Source organism: Acidaminococcales bacterium (assembly GCA_031290885.1).
GTDB lineage: Bacteria > Bacillota > Negativicutes > Acidaminococcales > JAISLQ01 > JAISLQ01.
Genome location: JAISLQ010000072.1, coordinates 1 through 17801 on the forward strand (window position 1 = coordinate 1; position 17801 = coordinate 17801).

Genomic DNA, 17801 nt, shown 5'->3' on the forward strand with positions numbered 1-17801 from the left:
GGAGGATATTCCCGACTTTGCCAAACCTTGGTGCGTTTATGAGGAGACGAGCAAGGTTCTTGATCTTTTCGGCGAACGGGTGTATATTTATACCCCGTATTATCTTGTGGCGCTTAACGCCAGGGAACGCCTTCTGGCAAGCCAGACAATCAATATAGTCGACGGCGAGATGATCGCGCAGGAATTCAACGATATTCTGCCGGTATGTGTCGTCCTTTATACCGAAGATGTCGGCGGGCTGAAAAACAAAATCTTCGCTTTTATCCGGCAAGACGATAAAGTAATTGACGCTTATGAGATGGAACTCCAGGACACGGCGGTAGCCAAGACGAAAGTAGTCAGAGAAAAGCAAGCTCCCACCGAAAAGAAAAGCGAAGGCAATGTTTCGCGCCCGGCAGATGAGCCGATCGACAAAAAAGACCGGAAAAAACCTGAAAAAGGCAATATCGGCCAAGGCCGGCCGGACAAAGGTGGCGGCGACAAAGACAAGGAAAACCCCGCCAATACGGAAAAACAAGAGGATGCAGCCGCCGCGGCTGAACCTGAGCCGGTTTTCCTGGAAAAAACAATACCGCTGCTTTACCGGGTGCAATTGTTTTTTTATTTTGACATGCGGCGGATAAAACTGTCCGGGACGGCATCCTTGGCCGTAAACATACCAAAAGAGCGCGAACGCCGATTTAATTTCAATCTCAGCGCCATTGATTAGTTTGGGGAACTGGAGGCTATGATTTGTTGAAAAGCATGACAGGGTTCGGGCGCGGGGAGTATGTCAGCGAGAAACTTTCTTTGACGGTGGAAATCAAGACGGTGAACCATCGCTACAATGAGATAGCCCTCAGGATGCCGCGTGCGCTCAATCCCTTGGAGGACAGGGTAAGAAAACAGATAACTGACGTTATAAGCCGGGGACGGGTGGACGTCTTTGTAAATATGGCGGACAGTTCCGCCAATGCTTATGAAATGAGCGTTGATAAAGAGTTGGCGGCATCTTACAACAATGCTTTGAGTGAGCTGGCGCGGACACTGGAACTGGAAAGCGATATGAGCGGAGCAATGCGGCTTGCGTTTTTGCTGCGCTTCGCCAGCGTCATAAATGCTAAAGAAACGATAGGAGACGCTGATTTTTATCTGCCTTTTTTGTCCGGGGCAGTAGCCGCCGCGCTGGCAAATCTGATGAAAATGCGTCTGGCGGAAGGCGCCAATATATATAAAGACCTTCTGCCCAGGATAAAAACGATCAAGGATAAACTGGCCGAAGTGCAAGAGCGCGCGCCGGCGGTAACGGCGGAGTTCCACGCCAAAATACGCGAAAGGGTGGCGGAACTTTTAAAAGATTACGAACAAGCGGTTGACCAGGATAAAATCCTGCATGAAGTCGCGCTTTTTGCCGACAGGACAAATATTACCGAGGAAATTGTGCGGCTGGGAAGCCACATAAAGCAATTTGAAGAAACATTCGCGAAAAAAATCCCTGTCGGCCGCAAACTTGACTTCATTGTGCAGGAATTTAACCGGGAAGTAAATACTATTGCCTCCAAAGCCAACGATTTTGCGATTGCGCAGATGACGGTTGAAATGAAAAGTGAAATAGAAAAAATTCGCGAACAAATACAAAACATTGAATAATTTTTAATTTGCGCTTGACGCGGGGAGAAAAATGGATATAAAATTGATAAACATCGGTTTCGGCAATATTGTGGCCGCAAACAGGATCATTTCGATCATTAGCCCGGAATCCGCGCCCATCAAACGAATAGTCCAAGAAGCGCGCGAAAAGGGGAAATTGATTGACGCAACTTATGGGCGCAGGACGCGGGCGGTGATTGTAGCCGACAGCGGGCACATTATCCTTTCGGCGGTTCAGCCGGAAACGGTTGCCAACCGATTAGGCGGCAAAGACGCCGCCAAAGATGCGCCTGAATGTTGATTGCGCGCCTGAGTGGGGGGAAGGATCTGGCAGATGAAGAATAAAGGCATTCTATTAATTGTTTCCGGCCCGTCAGGGGCGGGAAAGGGGACTATTTGTTCAGCCCTTTTAAATAAATATCAAAATATTTATTATTCCGTTTCGTTGACCACGAGGGCGCCGCGTACGGGCGAAATGAACGGGCGCGAGTATTTTTTTATAACCGAAAGCGAATTCAAAAAAATGATCAGCAAGGATCAGTTGCTGGAATACGCCGTGGTTTATGGCAATTATTACGGTACGCCGCGCGAAAATATATTGGAACAATTAGAAATGGGCAACGATGTGCTTTTGGAAATAGAAATGGACGGGGCGGAACAAATACGCGCCAAATTTGCCGAAGGGGTGTTTGTTTTCATCCTGCCGCCTTCATTGGCCGATTTGGCCGCGAGGCTGAAGGGGCGGGACAAAGATGACGGGACTTCCATTAAGAGTCGGCTGGAAGCCGCCAAAAGTGAAATCTGCCGAGCGACGAAATACGATTATGTCATAGTGAACAACAAAGTGGAAGAAGCCCTGGAAAAACTGTCTTTTATACTGAACGCGGAAAAAAGCCGCGTTGCGCGCAATTTGCGAACGATAACGGATCTCTGCGGCAAAAATAAGTAAGGCGGGTGTTTTTGGCCTGCGGACAAAACCTGAAGGGGGAAATGTTCAGATGATTCAACCGTCTTTGGACAAATTGCTGGATCATGTTGACAGCAAATATACTTTAGTGGTGCTGGCGGCCAAACGCGCCAGGGAAATAGTCGATGCGGATTTGCCGCCATCCGCCGGCAAATCGAACAAACCGGTAACAATATCGCTTTACGAGGTATTCTCCGACAAGATCACTTATGAGCGTACCAAAACCGGTATAAAGTAGGGGGCCTTTATTGTGCTTGCCGCAAAAAAAATACTGCTGGGCGTTTGCGGGGGAATAGCCGTTTATAAGGCGGTGGAGCTTGTCAGCAGGCTGCGCAGGGAAGGCGCGGCGGTCAAAGTCATCATGACCGAATCGGCGCTTAAATTTGTTACGCAGCTTACCTTCCGCGAGATCAGCGGCAACCCGGTGGCGGCTTCTATGTGGGCCGATATTTCGTCATATAACGTGGAACATATAGCGTTGGCGGAATGGGCGGACGTCTTCGTCATCGCGCCCGCCACCGCCAATGCGCTGGCCAAGTTGTCTTGCGGCATAGCCGACGATATGCTTACAACTACGGCTTTGGCCGTAAAAGCGCCGATAATCCTTTGCCCGGCGATGAATACCAATATGTATGAAAACCCGATAACTCAGAGCAACCTGGGAAAGCTCGCGGCTCTTGGCATGAAAGTCGTCCGGCCCGCCTCCGGGCGCCTGGCCTGCGGCAGTTATGGCACCGGGCGGCTGCCGGAGCCGGTTGATATCGTGAAAGAGATCGATGGCTGTTTGCGCGGCGAAAGCATGTCCGGCCTGAAAGTTGTAGTTACGGCCGGGGGCACGATTGAGCCGATAGATCCTGTGCGCTATATAGGCAACCGCTCCAGCGGCAAGATGGGCTATGCCATAGCCGGGGAGGCCGCGCGCCGGGGCGCGGCTGCCATACTCATTTCCGCTCCGTCCCCTTTGCCTGTCCCGCCGGGCGTTACGGCGATTAAAGTCGAGACAGCCGAAGAGATGCAAGAGGCGGCCCTGTCGGAATACGGCGACGCCGACATATTGATAAAAGCCGCCGCCGTAGCCGACTATCGGGCAAAAGATATATGCGCCGCCAAAATAAAGAAAAAAGAGAAAACATTGACGCTTGAACTGGTGAAAAACCCCGATATCCTGAAAGAACTCGGCCGGCGGAAAACAAAGCAGTATCTGGTGGGATTTGCGGCCGAGACGGATAATTTGGTGGAAAACGCCATGATTAAGATCAAAGAAAAAAATCTCGACATGATCGTGGCCAATGACGTTTCAATGCCGGAAGCGGGGTTTAATCATGACACCAACATAGTGAAATTCATCTACCCTTCAGGGGAGATTGTAAGCATAGAGAAAGCATCCAAGCAGGAAATAGCGGGCAAACTGCTTGACCGGATCTGCGCCGGCATTTGTGCCCGCTTGGGGAACTGAGCGACAAATAGGACAAAATAAGTTATTTTGGCAGGGAGAAAGCAATGACGGCGGGTCAAACATAAGGGATCATCCGTCCGCATGAAATTTTTTCGCCGCAGTATCCGCAGGCAGTTAGCCGGAGGTTCCCGCAATCGTACGATTTTGCGCTTTAACGCCGCCGCGCCTTCAAACAGGCTGTTTAAGCGTCCGGCGGCGATCGGAGGGGGATTTGCCATATGAGGAAATTTCCGGCGGTAAATGCCGGCGGCAGCCGGGCAATGCTTGACGCGCTGTGCGAGGCGGGTTTCGTTGAGGTTTTGCCGGAGGATTTTGACGGCGAGGACAGGTTTTTTTGTATTGTAACAAAAACATCCGGGGACAATGACCGCTTGTGGGTGAAATGGCGTCCCAAACTGGTTTTTGCCTATGAACGCGAAGGAAACAACAGCCATCTTTACACTTGGCGGGAGATAATCCTTAACGGCGACAGGATACATATAGGGGCGCTCTTTGATCCTTTGGACATACCGGACGATTGGCATGTTGACTACGGCGCGCGGGCGGGCGATATGTCGCTTTACGCCAAAGTGGTCGCCGATTATAGCTACAGGCGCATACTGGACGAATTGATTGAAGAAACGGCGCAGTGGTGCGGCCACATGTCTTCCGTCGTGCACAGGCTTTAGTTGGACGGCTTTTAGGGATGAGTTGTTTATGCTGGAAAAATTAAAAAGAATTTTTGGGCGCAAAGAACCGCTGAAAGTCCTTTTGGCTTGCATGTTGTCCATGTCGGCGCTCGGATTTATATATATCTGGTCTGTTTTCATCATACCGTTGGAAAACGAGTTCGGTTGGACGCGGGCAGACATTTCGCTTGTCTATACTTGCGTCATGTTCTCTTTTGCGGTAGGGATGGCGGCGGGCGGTTTTTTGAACAGTTTTTTCAGCATGGACAAAACTATTTTTGCGGCCATGCTTATAATCGCCGCGTCTTTTATGATAGCTTCTTTCAGCGGCAGCTTGCTTTTGCTATTGGTGTCTTTCGGCATATTTGCCAGCGTGTTTATGGGGGTCATTTACAATACCATGCTTTATGCGGGCAACCTTTGGTTTAACGAAGACGGGCCTTCCGTTTCCGGTCTCCTGCAAACCTGCCTGGGCATAAGCACCGTAATTTTGGGCTTTTGCGCCGCCGAATTGCTGCGGATGTATGATTGGCGTTTTGTCTTTCGGTTAATGGGTTTAATTATCGCGCTAAGCCTGTTTATCGGCTCAAGGGTCATCAAGGTCCCTTCCGCCGGCGCCGGCCGGGCGGAAAAGGCGCGGGAAGAATATGGCGGCGTCAACTGGCGGCAAATGCTGGCTACGAAAAATTTCTGGTTTTTATGGACAATACGGCTCATCATCGTCGCGGGCGGCATAGGCCTTATCGGACACGCCGTGCCGGCGGCGCTGGAGCTTGGCGTAAGTTACGATACGGCCGTGTTGTCTTTGGGCATACTGTCTTTCGCGAACGCTTTTGGGCGGATGCTTTGCGGTTTGAGCTGGGAATATATGGGATTCAGGAAAACTATGGCCTTGAGCTGTTTGCTGTTCATCGCTTCATTTTCTATTCTGAGCGCGGCCTACAGCTTCAGCGGCGGCTTTGCGGTCGTTTTGGCCTGCGGGCTGTGCGGGCTTTCCTATGGCAGCGTGAACCTGATCGGCGTATCGTTTACGCGTGATTTTTTCGGCATGAAACATTTTTCCGAAAACTATGGGATCGTTACAACGCCCATGCTGCTTTCATCTTTTATCGGCCCTTACCTCATGGGGGAGATTAAGATGGGCACAGGGCATTATTATTCCTCTTTTGTTATTTTTATTTTTCTCGGGCTTGTGAGCCTTGTCTTGGTGATGCTCGTTAAAAAGCCGGCGGCGCGGCAAAAATAAATCTGTCGAATATTTTAAAAGGGGTGTTTTCTTTGCTTAATACACTTGATCTTAGCCTGAAAATGGACAAAAAAATTTTTTCCAAGGCGCGCGGCGCGCGGATGGAAAAACTGGGCGAACTGCAACGGTCTTTGCGCGCGGCGAACGTACCGGTGGTGATAACTTTTGAAGGATGGCACGGCGCCGGCAAAGGCGTCATCATCAACTCCCTGGTGCAGGCCATGGATCCGCGCGGCTTTAAAGTTTACACAGCCTACTATCCTAACGACGAAGAACGCCGCAAACCATTTTTTTGGCAATTCTGGAAAAAACTGCCCGCCAAAGGCAGCATTTCTATTTTTGACCGTAGTTGGTACGGACAAATAGTAAATAAAGCCGTCGGCGGGGAAATCAACTCGGAAGAAACCGAACGCGCTTTCAATGACGTCAATGCGTTTGAGCGCTTGCTGTTTGACGACAATCATGTCATCATCAAGTTTTTTGCGCATATATCCGAAAAAACGCATAAAAAGCGCATAAAGGACAATATACAAGTTCTGGATAAAAACATGCGGACAACTACCGAAGACTGGAAAGAGATAGGCCTCTACAAGCAGCTTTTTGCGGCCTATGAGGACATGTTCAGCAAGACGGACACCGCTTACGCCCCGTGGATCGCGGTAGAGGCAGAAGATGAAAATTACGCCCAGATAAAGGTTTTGGATTATATAATAAATGTTTTGGAGAAAAAACTCGCGCAGATAGGCTTCGCCGAAGAAAACAAAGGCGAAGCGGCGGAAAAAAACGATCCGACCGCCGTTTCCCCGGCGGGTTCCGCCGGCCAGGCCTTCGTTTCATCCGTGCTTAGCAAGGTCGATTTGAGCAAAACCATGGAAAAAAACGATTACAAAGACAAATTGGAAGAATACCAGAAAGAAATCAGGCACCTGCAATACAAGCTGTTCCGGCGCGAGGTAGCGACGGTAATAGTTTTTGAAGGTTGGGACGCGGCCGGCAAAGGCGGCGTAATCAAGCGCGTTACCGCAAACATGGATCCGCGGGGCTATTATGTGACGCCGATAGCGGCGCCGGGGGCGGTTGACAATTCTTATAACTATCTTTGGCGGTTTTGGAAAGAAATGCCCGTTAAAGGCATGGTGGCCATTTTTGACCGCAGCTGGTACGGCCGCCTCATGGTTGAGCGGGTGGAGGGGTTTGCGACCGAAGGGCAATGGCGGCGCGCCTACCGCGAAATTAATGAGATGGAAGAACAATTAATTAACAGCGGCAGCATAGTGCTTAAATTCTGGTTGCAAATAGATAAAGACGAACAGCTGAAAAGGTTCGAGGAAAGGCGCGACAACCCTTTGAAAAATTGGAAAATTACCGATGAGGACTGGCGCAACCGCGAAAAATGGGATAAATATGAACCGGCGATCAACGAAATGCTTTTCCGTACGTCCACCATACATGCGCCTTGGACGATTGTCGAGGCAAACTGCAAATTTTACGGCCGGATAAAGACAATGAAAACTATTATTGACGCAATGAATGGCCGGCTGAAGTGATTTTGAGGTATGCTCTTTGACTTGGAACGCGCGCAAAAAAAACATCGAAATATTGGAAAAAGAAAGCGGCGCTTTTGTTTTTGCGCCGGGCGCCCGGGCCGCGTGTGCGCTTGTGTATCCCAATGCCTATAGTGTGGGCATGTCAAACTTGGGATTTCATATTATTTACCGCCAGCTCAATCAGCGCGGCGATATAGCGTGCGAGCGGTTTTTCCTGCCGGAGGGCGAAGGCGGCGCGCCGCTTTTGAGCGTAGAAACGCAAAGGGAATTGGCCGATTTTCCGATTATCGGCGTCATGCTGTCATTTGAACTGGATTATTTTAATTTGCTGGCAATGCTTAAAGCGGGCGGCATACCGCCCGCCGCCGCCGAACGCGGCGGACAGGAGCCGCTGCTGTTTGCCGGCGGTCCTTGCGCTACTTTCAATCCCGAGCCGCTGGCGGAAGTCGTGGATGCTTTTGTCATAGGCGAAGGCGAGGAAGCGGCCGGGGCGGTTGTGGATTCCTGGCGGCAAAGCCGGGATTGGCCGGATAGGGCGGCCAGGCTGAAAGCCCTGGCGCAAATACCTGGGGTATACGTGCCGGCCTTTTACTATCCTGCTTACGGCGAAAGCGGAAAAATCGTTTCCATGCGCCATGATCCGTCAGTTCCCGCGAAAGTCCGGCGGCAGTGGATAAAGGACATCGACCGCTACGCCGGGCATTATCAAATAATAACCCCCTTGGCGGAGTTCGCCAATATGTTTGTAATCGAGGTAGCCCGCGGCTGCGGGCGCCACTGCCGGTTCTGCATGGCCGGATATTGTTTTCGCCGCCCGCGCAGCCGCGATCTCGAACTTATCTGGCAAGCGATAACCGAAAGGCCGCCGAGCGCCGCCAAAGTTGGACTGCTGGGCGCGGCCGTGTGCGACTATCCCTATATCAGGGAGCTGACCGGCCGGCTGGTTCAAGCTTCCATACCCTTTTCCATCGCTTCCCTGCGCGCCGACGCTTTTGACGGCGCATTGGCCAGGGCGCTGGCCGGCAGCGGCCAGAGGACTTTGACCATCGCCCCGGAGGCGGGCAGCGAAAGGCTGCGCAAAGTCATCAACAAAGGCGTAAGCGAAGACGACATACTGCGCGCCTTGTCCCTGGCGGCTGACGCGGGCATGACCGGCGGCAAGCTTTACTTTATGCTCGGGTTGCCGACCGAGACAGATCATGACGTTATAGAATTGGCAAACCTTGTTTTGAAAGCGAAAAAATATATTCCCGGCAAACTTTCTTTAAGCATCAATTATTTTGTCCCTAAGCCTTTTACGCCTTTTCAGTGGGATGAACCGGCGCATACCGGCGCGCGCCTGAAACAGTTGCGGGAATTGTTGCAAAAGGAAAAAAATATAGAAATAAAGGCGGAATCCCTGCGCGCCAGCATAGCGCAGCAAATTTTGTCCCGTGCCGGCCGCCGGGCGGGAGAATTTCTGCTTCATGCCACCCAAAACGGCGGGTTAAGCGAGTTTGTCCGCCGTTTTAAAAAAGAAAAACCAGAAATTTATGATCGGGCGGACTGCTTGCCATGGGATCATCTTGACATGGGTTTCAGCAAAGAATATTTGTCGGGCGAACGGGAAAAGGCCGAACGGATGGAGGACACGCCGCAGTGCTTTGCCGGTTGCGGACGCTGCGGCGTATGCGGGGGGGCAAAAGGTTGAAAAGTGAATTTGTTTTGAAAAACATTGACGGAATATGGTTCGGCCTCGTGCCTGCATTGTACGAACGCGGCATAAAACACGCCTTTACTTCCAAATTTTACGGGGAAAGCGTGCTTGAGGACAAAAGATTGAACATGTCTTTTAACGTAGGCGACAGCGAGGATTGCGTACTCGCCAACAGGCGGCGCGTCTGCGCCGCCCTGGGGATTGATTTTGAGCGGCTGACTGCGGCGCGCCAGGCGCACGGCGACAACAGGGTATATGTTGATGAAGGACTTTTGGGCCGCGGCAACAAAAATTTTGCGGGCGCCATAGCCGCCGCCGACGCGTTGGTTACCGACTTGCCCGGCGTGCCGCTGCTGCTGCTTTTCGCCGATTGCGTGCCGGTCGTCTTGGCCGATCCGGCAAAAAAGTTGGTTGCCGTGGTGCATGCCGGCTGGCGCGGCACGACGGCGAATGTTTTGCGCAAAACCGCCGAGGCCTTCCGCGACGAGTTTTCATCCAGGCCAAAAGATTGCGTGGCGGTTATCGGGCCGTCGATCGGTCCTGAATGTTATAAAGTAGGCCGGGAAGTATACCGAGCGGCCAGGGACAATTTGTCTGACTATCAAAAGTTCTTTCAGCCGGCCGGAGAAAACGAATGGCAGTTTGACTTGTGGCAGGCCAACAAAGCTCAGTTGGAAATGGCGGGAGTGAAAACGGAAAACATATTTATAAGCGGCATCTGCACAAAGTGCCATCGGGAGCTTTTTTTTTCGCACCGGGCGGAAAAAGGGCGCGCCGGCCGGTTTGCCGCCATAGCATGGTTGTGACGGGGCGCGCTGCGCGCGCGGACGCAATTGCGGCGTGGCCGTAGCCGCTGTTTTAAATTATTTTGCCCATTATTTGTTGCCGGAAGATGTATTTTCCCTTGCATAGATTATATAATATAGCTATGATTAAGATAATAACAGGGGAAGCTGCCATGATTGGGGAAAACATAGCGCAAGCGCGTGAGAAGATAAGCCGTGCGCTAAGAAGGCGCACGGCGGAAAAAATTACCGGCAATGACATTGCGATTGTAGCCGTTACAAAGACATATCCAGTTGCGGCGGTAAAAGAAGCGCTAAAAGCCGGCATAACTGTTTTTGGCGAAAACAAGGTGCAGGAAGCGGCGGGAAAAATACCTTGCGTCAATGGCTGCGCGTGGCATTTGATCGGGCATCTGCAGACAAACAAGGTAAAAAAGGCCGTGAATTTGTTTGATCTTATTTGTTCGGTCGACAGTCCGCGCCTTTTGGCGGCAATTGAGCGGGAAGCCGCAGAGCGCGGCAAGCGGCAGGACGTTCTTTTGCAGGTCAACGTTGCGGAGGAGGAGAGTAAATTCGGCATTTCGTCCGCAAATTTGCCTGACATGGCAAAACAGGCAAAGACATTTTCCCATGTCCGCCTGCGTGGGCTTATGGTCATAGCGCCGGAAACCGGCGATGCGGAATCTGTCCGGCCAGTATTCAAAAAAGGCTATGAATTGTTTTGCGCTTTGAAAAATTCTTGGGCGGCTAATAATGACATAGACACTCTTTCCATGGGCATGAGCGGCGATTTTGCGGTTGCCGTCGAAGAAGGCGCCAATAACGTAAGGCTTGGGACCTTAATATTCGGCAAACGCGATTATTTGTGAAACGATTTTTAAGGGGGGGCGGCTGTGAAGCTTTTTGAAAAGATTTGTAATTTCCTCGGGCTTTATGAGGAAGTTGAGATAAACGAAAACGAAGAAGCTGGACCGGAAAGAATAAAACCCAAAAAGCCCGAAGAAACGCGCCGGCCGACGGCGAAAAGAGATTCGGCGGAAGATGCGCCGCCTTGGCTGGCCAAACCAAGGCCGACGGCAAATGTTGCGGACGCAAATAAAGTTGTTTCTCTGCCGACGGCAAACAAGCAGATAAAAGTAATGTTAGTCGCTCCCAAAACCTTTGACGACGCGCAGATCATCGCCGATCACGTAAAAACAGGCAAGCCGGTGGTGGTCAATTTTGAGGAAACGGAAGAGAGCGTCATGAAACGCATAATGGATTTTATCAGCGGCACAGTCTACGCTTTGAACGGCAATATAAAAATGGTGGGCAGCAAAAGCAAAAGCATGGTTTGCGCGCCTAACAATGTTGACATTGACCTAAACAAGGAATTTTCATCTGGAAAAGATTTTGGCCCCTGGAGGCAATGAACCTATGCGCAAGGATTTGGTTTTTATCGGCGGCGGCGTTATGGCGGAAGCCATAATAAAAGGAATATTGGCAAAAGGCCTGGCCGCGCCGGAAAAAATTGCCGTTATTGAGCCTTTGGCCGGACGCCGCCTTTATCTTGAAGAAACATACGGCGTACGGACAAGCAATGAAAGCGCCACGCTGAAAAGCGCGGAAACCGTTGTGCTGGCGGTCAAACCGCAAATACTCGAAAGTGCCCTCAATGGCGCGGCAACTGCATCGATACCGGCTGACGCTCTTGTCGTGTCGATCGTGGCGGGCAAGCGCCTTGCCGATTTGCGCGCGCTTTTGCCTTGCCAGCGCCTCGTCAGGGTCATGCCCAATACGCCCCTGGCGATAGGGGAGGGCATGGCTGTTTTTGTGTGCGACAAGAGCGCGGGCGAGCGGGACGCGGAATTTGTCCGCGATATTTTCGCCTCCTGTGGGCTGGCCATGGAATTGCCGGAAAGCCAGTTGGACGCGGTTACGGGACTGTCCGGCAGCGGCCCTGGGTATATATTCGTTGTCATTGACGCTTTGGCGGACGCGGGGGTGATGGCCGGACTGCCGCGCGATACCGCGATAAAACTGGCCGCCCAGACGGTGGCGGGCAGCGGCCGGATGGTGTTGGAAACAGGAAAACACCCGGCGCAACTGCGCGATCAGGTAGCTTCCCCCGGCGGCACGACGATCGCCGGGATTGCCGCCATGGAAAAAGCCGGAGTGCGCGCGGGCATTATGGAAGCGGTATTGGCCGCAACGGAGAAATCGCGGAGTTTCAGCAAAAAATGAACAATGCGCGTGAAAAAATAATCAGATATTATAAAGCCGGCGGCGATGAAATGCTGGCGGCGCGCTTGTGCGATCTGGCCGAAGCGGCGGCTAAGAACCATAAATACAAAACAAGCGGTTTTCTTGATCCATACGGATTGAGCGTAGCGGAGACGGTGGCTGCGCATTTTGCCGTGTTGCGGCTGGAGTTTGAGGGAGGGTTTGCCGGCGCGGAACGGATGAAGGCCGCTTTTATCGACAATGAATATCAGGGCGCGGCCGTTTATGATATAATTGGCTTGGATATAAAATGGGACGGGCGTTTTTGCTCGCTCTCGCACCGCGATGTTTTAGGCGCCGTGATAGGGCTCGGCTGTGAACGCGAAGCAATCGGCGACATCGTCGTTGGCGGTGGATGGGCGCAGTTGGCGGCCAATCAAGCGGCGGCGGATTTCTTGCTCGGCAGTTTGTCCACGGTAGGCGCGGCCAGCGTTACGGTGTCGAAGATTGACCTTTCCGCGCTTAAACAAAAAGAAGAAAAAATCAAAGACATAAAGGCGACGGTCGCGGCTTTGCGGCTTGATGCCGTGGCGGCCGCCGGGTACGGCGTGTCGCGCTCATATATGGCGGAAGAAATAAAGGCGCAAAGAGTCAAAATAAACTGGAAAGCGGCGAAAAACGCGGCTCAACCGGTACGCGCCGGCGACGTGGTTTCCTTTCGCGGCCGTGGCCGGGTAGAAGTCGCCGAAATAGGCGGGACGACCAAAAAAGGCCGAATAAGCGTTTGTTTGCGCAGGTACACGTAAAAATTCGCTTGTTTAAAATAAGGGGGAAGGGTAAAATGTCGAAACCTTTTGTTGTAGTGGGCAAAAAATTTAACAAGGAATTTCGAGGGTACAGCTCGGCAGAAGTTGACAATCATTTGCAAAACGCGCAAAAATATATTGACGAACTGTATTCGGAAAATACCCGGCTGACAGAAACCGCCGCCGATGCCCAAAGCAAACTGGAACAATACCAGCAGATGGAAAAAACCATGCAGAGCACGCTTTTTGTCGCGCAGGAGACGGCAGAGGAAATAAAGGTGAGCGCCCAGAAAGAAAAAGAACTCATTCTTGACGAAGCCAGGGAAAGCGCGCGCCAAACAGTTTCCGGGGCGGAAGCGGAAGCCGCCCGGCTCAAAGCGCGGCTGCAGGCTGATTTAGAAGAAGCGCGGGAAGAACACGCGCGGGTAAAACTGAGAACGGAGCAGATCATTGAGAAAACGCGCGGCCTCTTAGAAGATGGGCTAAAACTCTTAAACGGCAATGCGCTTGCTCAGGAAACGGCCGAAGAAAGCGTGGCGAAGGCGGTCTTGGCAGAAGCGGCCGACAAAGAAGCAAACGGCGGCCAAACGGCTGGGCAAGAGGCAGCTGTTCCCGGTCCCGAAACCTTGCCCGCGACTGATTTGGCGGCTTTGCCGGAAGTTGAACCGAGCAGCGAAGAATCTGGCGAACAGGCGGAAATCAGAAAAAGAATGGAAGAAGTCTTGCGGCAATCGAAAGAAATAAAGGAACTGCTCAAGAAGAAAAGCAAAGTTTCGTCTTGAGCGCGGAGATGGCCGTGATTATTTTGATACGCCACGGGGAAGCAGGGCATCACGTCGATGGCTTGACCGGCGGCTGGACGGATTCATCCCTCACGGCAAAAGGCATAGCGCAGATTGAGCGGGCGGCCGGTTGGGTGGAGGAGCTTTGTTTTGGCCAAAAACCGCAGGTTGTAACAAGCGATCTTCTGCGGGCAAGACAATCTGCCCGGATCATCGCCGAGCGCATAGGGGCAGAAGTCGCGAGCCGCGCGTTTTTGCGCGAGAAAAACAACGGGCAGGCCGCCGGCAAAACTGTGCGGGAGGCTACGGCCATAAGACTTCGACGGCAGGCCGAGGAGCCTGACAACAGAAATTATCCGGGCGGCGAGACCAGGCGCGAATTTTTCGACCGGGTAGCTATAGGCATGGAAAGGCTGTCTTTGGCTGACGGACCCTTTGTTATCGTCGCGCACAAAGGCACAATCCAAAACATTTTGTTTTGGTGGCTGGGCTTTTCAATTGACGAAGTCTGCCGCCGCGCGGTGTCTTTCGCGGTCAGCGTTGCCGGCATGTCGGTGTTGACGGTCAATGCCTGGAAAGAACGGGAGATATCCGTGCTTAATTATGGCGGGATTGTTGCCGGTTTCGGACGGACTTGTTGAAAAACATTTGCTTAAATAAAGCAGCGGCAGCCGCAAGAAGCGCAAAGGCGAGAAAGTGGCCGTCCGGCCCGGGCGGGTTGCGTTGCCGCAGTACCCGCTTGCTTGTTGGGAAAAACCGTTCAAACAAATGGCGTCCCTTGCAAGCGCGTTTGCCGTAGCGCCGAGGCTTTTTCATGTCCGGGCGCGGTAAAGACACCTGCCGTCCGCCGCTTGGACGCGGCCGTGATTTGGCCTCGAAGTATTGGAGTAGGATGAGTTTTCAACCGGCCGGGGAAAGGATCGGCATATATGTCATTAGAAAAGACCTGGGCAAACATGAAGCAGGAAACGGCTGAAATTTTGCTGGGAACGGACGACTTGGTGTCCGCCATATCGCAATATTTTTTGCGTTATACCTGATTTTATAATTATTAGACTGAATTACTATATTTAGCCGATGCATAAAACCGGACGTTAAGCCCGAACATTAAACCCGCCCCGCCAGGCTGGAAACAGTCTCGCGGGGCGGGTTTGGCGCGCTGTGCCTTTTGGCCGCAAAGGAAGCGGCGCGTTTAGCGCAAGCTTATGACGGAGGTTGTTCCGATGGCCGCATTTCGCGTTTGGCTGCTTGCGCTCTGTGCGCCAAGCGGTCGGCGCGCTGGCCGGTGGCGTCATTGGTTTTCAAAAAGCGGGGATTGCCGCGCCTTTGTGTTTTGCCGCAGGGGGCTGTCCGCCTTCAGAAGAACCATTTGAACTGCGCGGCGAAGCCCACGCCTTTGCGCTTGCCGGCGTAGCCTTCCGCTTTGAGGTTAACCAAGCTGTTCTTTCCTTTGAAGATCACCCCGATTTCCCCTATGCCGGTGCCGCCTTTCATGCCCGGCGCGTCTATCGCCATGCCGTTGCCTACGGCTTTGGCCTTGCCGTCAAATTCGTGGTCGTAGGCAAGGCCGGCGTAAAATTCTTTCTTTTCCCCTGACGCCTTGGCGTACCTTAGCCCCGCCCGCCAGCGCAGGGAGTTCACGGCGTCAAATTCCAACGGGTCGTTGCCCAGCACGGCCGTCGATTCGCTGCCGGTGCGCGTGTAGAGAATTTTGCTGTAAAGATCGAGCGAGCCGCCGCCCTTCAGTTCCTTTATCCAGCCCGCGCCGACATGCAGGCCGCAGTAGACGGATTTGGCGTCGTAGCGGGCGTTCTGGCCGGAAATTTTGAGGTCGGCGCTATTAAAGTTGGTCTTGACCTGCCCTAAGCGCAGGGAGCCTTCGGCGTAGAAGCGGCCGGAGCCGCGCTTGGCGTTTTCCCGCCGCGCCAAAAAGCCGAGGCCGCGGTAGGTGGTGTCGCCGTTGCCCCTTGCTTCGTCCGCGCCGCCGAAGTTGTTGTAGCTGTCATAGCTGCCCCAGCCGGCTTCGAGGAAGGCGCCGTAGGTGAGGTGGGCGCCGCTCCCGGTTTCTTTGGCAAAAGACAGCCCGGCGACCAGGGAGGGGCCCTTGACGTCGACGTGGGAGCCGGTGTCGTGGCGCACGTCGCTGTAGCTTAAGGCGGCGAAGACGGCCGGGCCTTTTTCCGCCCAGGCCCTGGCGGCGGCTTCCCGGAAGCCTTCGCCGGCGAGCAGGTCCGCGCCTTGGTTGAGGAAGGCGGGGCCGGCCAGCCAACCTTCGGAGACGGCCTTGGCCTTCGGGTTGGCGCGGGCGGAGGCAACCTCGGCGACCAGCTCGTTGGAGCTTCTTTTCTTGACGTTAAAGTCGTACAGGACAAAGATGCCCTGGCTGCCGTCCATGGGCACGCCGCCATCGTATTGGCCAGCGTCCGAGAAGGTGGACGCTGCTTTAATCAGGCCTACCTCGTCGCCGACGTTTAGCTTGCCGCTGCCGGTGATTTCGATGCCCGGAAGGACCACGGCAGCGCCAAAGTCCACGGTGTTGGCTTCAAGGGCGAAGGCGTCGCCGCGGATGACTTTGAATTCATAGGTGTCGAAGCGTTCAACGGTGGCGAAAGCGCCATCTTGGTCAAGGCTGTAAAGGCGCAGGGCATTGCCAGTGCCGCCGGAGCTTTCGTAGCCGCGCAAGGAGCCTCCCCCAAAAGCAATGGCGCCGGCCAAGGTAACGGTATTGTTGTTGGCTGTGCCGCTTCTTACGTAGCCGCCAGCGATATCTCCCCCCACCGAGCCGCCGTCGATCAGTACTTCGTTGTTGGAAGCTTCACCACTGCTGCCAACATAGCCGCCGTAGACGTTGCCGACAATCTCCGAGTTTTTAATGGTTACTTTGTTGCCGGTAACGGTGCCGTTATAGCCAATCCAGCTGCCGTAGACAATAGAGGCAACGCGGCCGCCGATTATCACTACGCGGTGGTCGGTGGCGGTGCCGCTCATATCAATTTCTCCGCCCGCAACCCGGCTGCCAATCGCGACATTCTCAAGATAGATATCCGGCCGGCGGTCGTCGCCACCGCCGACAGTTGTTCCCGCGTAGGCATAGTTAGCGTAGACATCGCCGTCGGTAGAAATGCTGCCGCCGCCTTTGTTGACAATGCTGATGCGGTTGCCTTGGGATGTGCCGCTGGTGCTTCTAAACCAGCCGCCGACGACAGTGCCGGCAAAGGTGAGGTGGCCGGCGCCGGTATTGACGATCGCAACCGCGTTGCCGGAGCCGACGACGCTGGCGCCGACGTCGCCCGAGGCAAGTATCATGGCGCCGCCGGCGACGTTGCCGCCGATGGTATAGTCGGCGCCATCGTCAAGGGCGATATTGACGACGTTTCCATTGACAGTTCCGCCGCTCTCGGAGACCGCGCCGCCGAAGATGCCTATCTTTTCGCCATCGTCGCCGCCGGGCGTCTCGTATGTTACGATGCCTGAAATGTTTCCGCCCCGGTAGTTTACGGTGTTGCCTTCGGCGATGCCGTGCTGGACGAAGCCGCCGATGATGCCGCCTGTGCCGTCGCCGCTTATGTAGTTGACTTCGTTGCCGCGGACGGCGTTGGAAAGGACATCAGACGTGATACCGCCGAAGACGAAGTGCGGCGCCAAAGCCGTATTGCTGCCGAAGTCGATAGTCAGCCGGTTGCCGTCAGATGCGCCCGATGGGTTCCAAATGCCTTGGCTGCCGATGGGGAAGGCGCCGTCGGGGTGGGGGTAGTTGCTGTACGTTGTGTAAAACCATTCGCTGCCGGTTACAGGCGCCAGATCAATGTAACCGGGCCCGGATGAGGCGCCGTCATAGGTGTAATCCGCCGCCCGCGCCGGCGGCACGCCGAGGAAGAGGGACGCTATTCCCGCCCCCAGCGCGAGGGTTTTCATTTTACGCGGCATTTTGCCAAGTTTTCTCATGTGATGAGTCCTCCCTTTGTTTTGCGTTTTTTGCTGTATATTTTGCTATTGTTATGGATGCGGGGAGGAGGG

18 protein-coding genes are annotated in these 17801 nt (G+C 53.6%); 17 read left to right on the forward strand and 1 reads right to left on the reverse strand.

What is annotated here, in order from left to right:
- From LBO03_08840 to LBO03_08920, 17 genes are all read left to right on the forward strand, one after another.
- Positions 1–709, forward strand: a 709-nt coding sequence (locus LBO03_08840) for a hypothetical protein (GenBank protein ID MDR3349678.1), incomplete at its 5' end; no start/stop codon positions are given.
- A gap of 23 nt (positions 710–732) precedes the next feature.
- Positions 733–1629: a YicC family protein gene (locus LBO03_08845; GenBank protein MDR3349679.1), complete on the forward strand. Its 897-nt coding sequence runs from the start codon at positions 733–735 to the stop codon at positions 1627–1629.
- Between the two features lie 31 nt (positions 1630–1660).
- Positions 1661–1930 carry a DUF370 domain-containing protein gene (locus LBO03_08850; GenBank protein ID MDR3349680.1) on the forward strand — a complete coding sequence of 90 codons (270 nt, stop codon included), beginning with the start codon at positions 1661–1663 and terminating at the stop codon, positions 1928–1930.
- 33 nt (positions 1931–1963) lie between these two features.
- Positions 1964–2578 carry a guanylate kinase gene (gene gmk, locus LBO03_08855; GenBank protein MDR3349681.1) on the forward strand — a complete coding sequence of 205 codons (615 nt, stop codon included), beginning with the start codon at positions 1964–1966 and terminating at the stop codon, positions 2576–2578.
- A 49-nt stretch (positions 2579–2627) separates the two neighbouring features.
- Entirely contained in the window at positions 2628–2834 is a 207-nt protein-coding gene (rpoZ, locus tag LBO03_08860; GenBank protein MDR3349682.1) for a DNA-directed RNA polymerase subunit omega, read from the forward strand.
- Between the two features lie 12 nt (positions 2835–2846).
- Positions 2847–4052, forward strand: a complete 1206-nt coding sequence (coaBC, locus tag LBO03_08865) for a bifunctional phosphopantothenoylcysteine decarboxylase/phosphopantothenate--cysteine ligase CoaBC (GenBank protein MDR3349683.1) — start codon at positions 2847–2849, stop codon at positions 4050–4052.
- Positions 4053–4270: 218 nt separating this feature from the next.
- A complete protein-coding gene (locus LBO03_08870; protein ID MDR3349684.1) occupies positions 4271–4720 on the forward strand; it encodes a hypothetical protein in 450 nt (149 codons plus the stop codon).
- A gap of 28 nt (positions 4721–4748) precedes the next feature.
- Positions 4749–5966 (forward strand): MFS transporter, encoded by a 1218-nt coding sequence (locus LBO03_08875; GenBank protein ID MDR3349685.1) that lies wholly within the window; start codon positions 4749–4751, stop codon positions 5964–5966.
- A gap of 32 nt (positions 5967–5998) precedes the next feature.
- Positions 5999–7513, forward strand: a complete 1515-nt coding sequence (gene pap / locus LBO03_08880; protein ID MDR3349686.1) for a polyphosphate:AMP phosphotransferase — start codon at positions 5999–6001, stop codon at positions 7511–7513.
- A gap of 16 nt (positions 7514–7529) precedes the next feature.
- The gene (locus LBO03_08885; protein MDR3349687.1) at positions 7530–9203 is read left to right on the forward strand and encodes a radical SAM protein; all 1674 of its coding nucleotides are present in this window, start codon (positions 7530–7532) and stop codon (positions 9201–9203) included.
- A complete protein-coding gene (gene pgeF / locus LBO03_08890) occupies positions 9200–10015 on the forward strand; it encodes a peptidoglycan editing factor PgeF (GenBank protein ID MDR3349688.1) in 816 nt (271 codons plus the stop codon). Before LBO03_08885 ends, pgeF begins: the two co-directional genes overlap by 4 nt.
- Before the next feature lie 152 nt (positions 10016–10167).
- On the forward strand, positions 10168–10863 hold the full coding sequence (locus tag LBO03_08895) for a YggS family pyridoxal phosphate-dependent enzyme (GenBank protein MDR3349689.1): 696 nt from the start codon (positions 10168–10170) through the stop codon (positions 10861–10863).
- Between the two features lie 24 nt (positions 10864–10887).
- Entirely contained in the window at positions 10888–11406 is a 519-nt protein-coding gene (locus tag LBO03_08900; protein ID MDR3349690.1) for a cell division protein SepF, read from the forward strand.
- 4 nt (positions 11407–11410) lie between these two features.
- Positions 11411–12217, forward strand: a complete 807-nt coding sequence (gene proC / locus LBO03_08905) for a pyrroline-5-carboxylate reductase (GenBank protein ID MDR3349691.1) — start codon at positions 11411–11413, stop codon at positions 12215–12217.
- The gene (locus LBO03_08910; GenBank protein ID MDR3349692.1) at positions 12214–13002 is read left to right on the forward strand and encodes an RNA-binding protein; all 789 of its coding nucleotides are present in this window, start codon (positions 12214–12216) and stop codon (positions 13000–13002) included. The genes proC and LBO03_08910 overlap by 4 nt, the downstream gene beginning before the upstream one ends.
- 35 nt (positions 13003–13037) lie before the next feature.
- Positions 13038–13784, forward strand: coding sequence for a DivIVA domain-containing protein (locus LBO03_08915; GenBank protein ID MDR3349693.1), 747 nt, complete (start codon positions 13038–13040; stop codon positions 13782–13784).
- 14 nt (positions 13785–13798) lie between these two features.
- The gene (locus tag LBO03_08920; protein MDR3349694.1) at positions 13799–14425 is read left to right on the forward strand and encodes a histidine phosphatase family protein; all 627 of its coding nucleotides are present in this window, start codon (positions 13799–13801) and stop codon (positions 14423–14425) included.
- A 715-nt stretch (positions 14426–15140) separates the two neighbouring features.
- Here the strand turns inward: LBO03_08920 and LBO03_08925 are convergent.
- Positions 15141–17729 carry a hypothetical protein gene (locus LBO03_08925; protein MDR3349695.1) on the reverse strand — a complete coding sequence of 863 codons (2589 nt, stop codon included), beginning with the start codon at positions 17727–17729 and terminating at the stop codon, positions 15141–15143.
- Positions 17730–17801 lie beyond the last annotated feature (72 nt).

Coding starts and splice junctions, on each gene's coding strand:
- gmk (MDR3349681.1), top strand. CDS start 1,964: ATGAAGAATAAAGGCATTCTATTAATTGTTTCCGGCCCGTCAGGGGCG.
- LBO03_08915 (MDR3349693.1), top strand. CDS start 13,038: ATGTCGAAACCTTTTGTTGTAGTGGGCAAAAAATTTAACAAGGAATTT.
- rpoZ (MDR3349682.1), top strand. CDS start 2,628: ATGATTCAACCGTCTTTGGACAAATTGCTGGATCATGTTGACAGCAAA.
- LBO03_08850 (MDR3349680.1), top strand. CDS start 1,661: ATGGATATAAAATTGATAAACATCGGTTTCGGCAATATTGTGGCCGCA.
- LBO03_08925 (MDR3349695.1), bottom strand. CDS start 17,729: ATGAGAAAACTTGGCAAAATGCCGCGTAAAATGAAAACCCTCGCGCTG.
- LBO03_08875 (MDR3349685.1), top strand. CDS start 4,749: ATGCTGGAAAAATTAAAAAGAATTTTTGGGCGCAAAGAACCGCTGAAA.
- proC (MDR3349691.1), top strand. CDS start 11,411: ATGCGCAAGGATTTGGTTTTTATCGGCGGCGGCGTTATGGCGGAAGCC.
- LBO03_08870 (MDR3349684.1), top strand. CDS start 4,271: ATGAGGAAATTTCCGGCGGTAAATGCCGGCGGCAGCCGGGCAATGCTT.
- LBO03_08910 (MDR3349692.1), top strand. CDS start 12,214: ATGAACAATGCGCGTGAAAAAATAATCAGATATTATAAAGCCGGCGGC.
- LBO03_08895 (MDR3349689.1), top strand. CDS start 10,168: ATGATTGGGGAAAACATAGCGCAAGCGCGTGAGAAGATAAGCCGTGCG.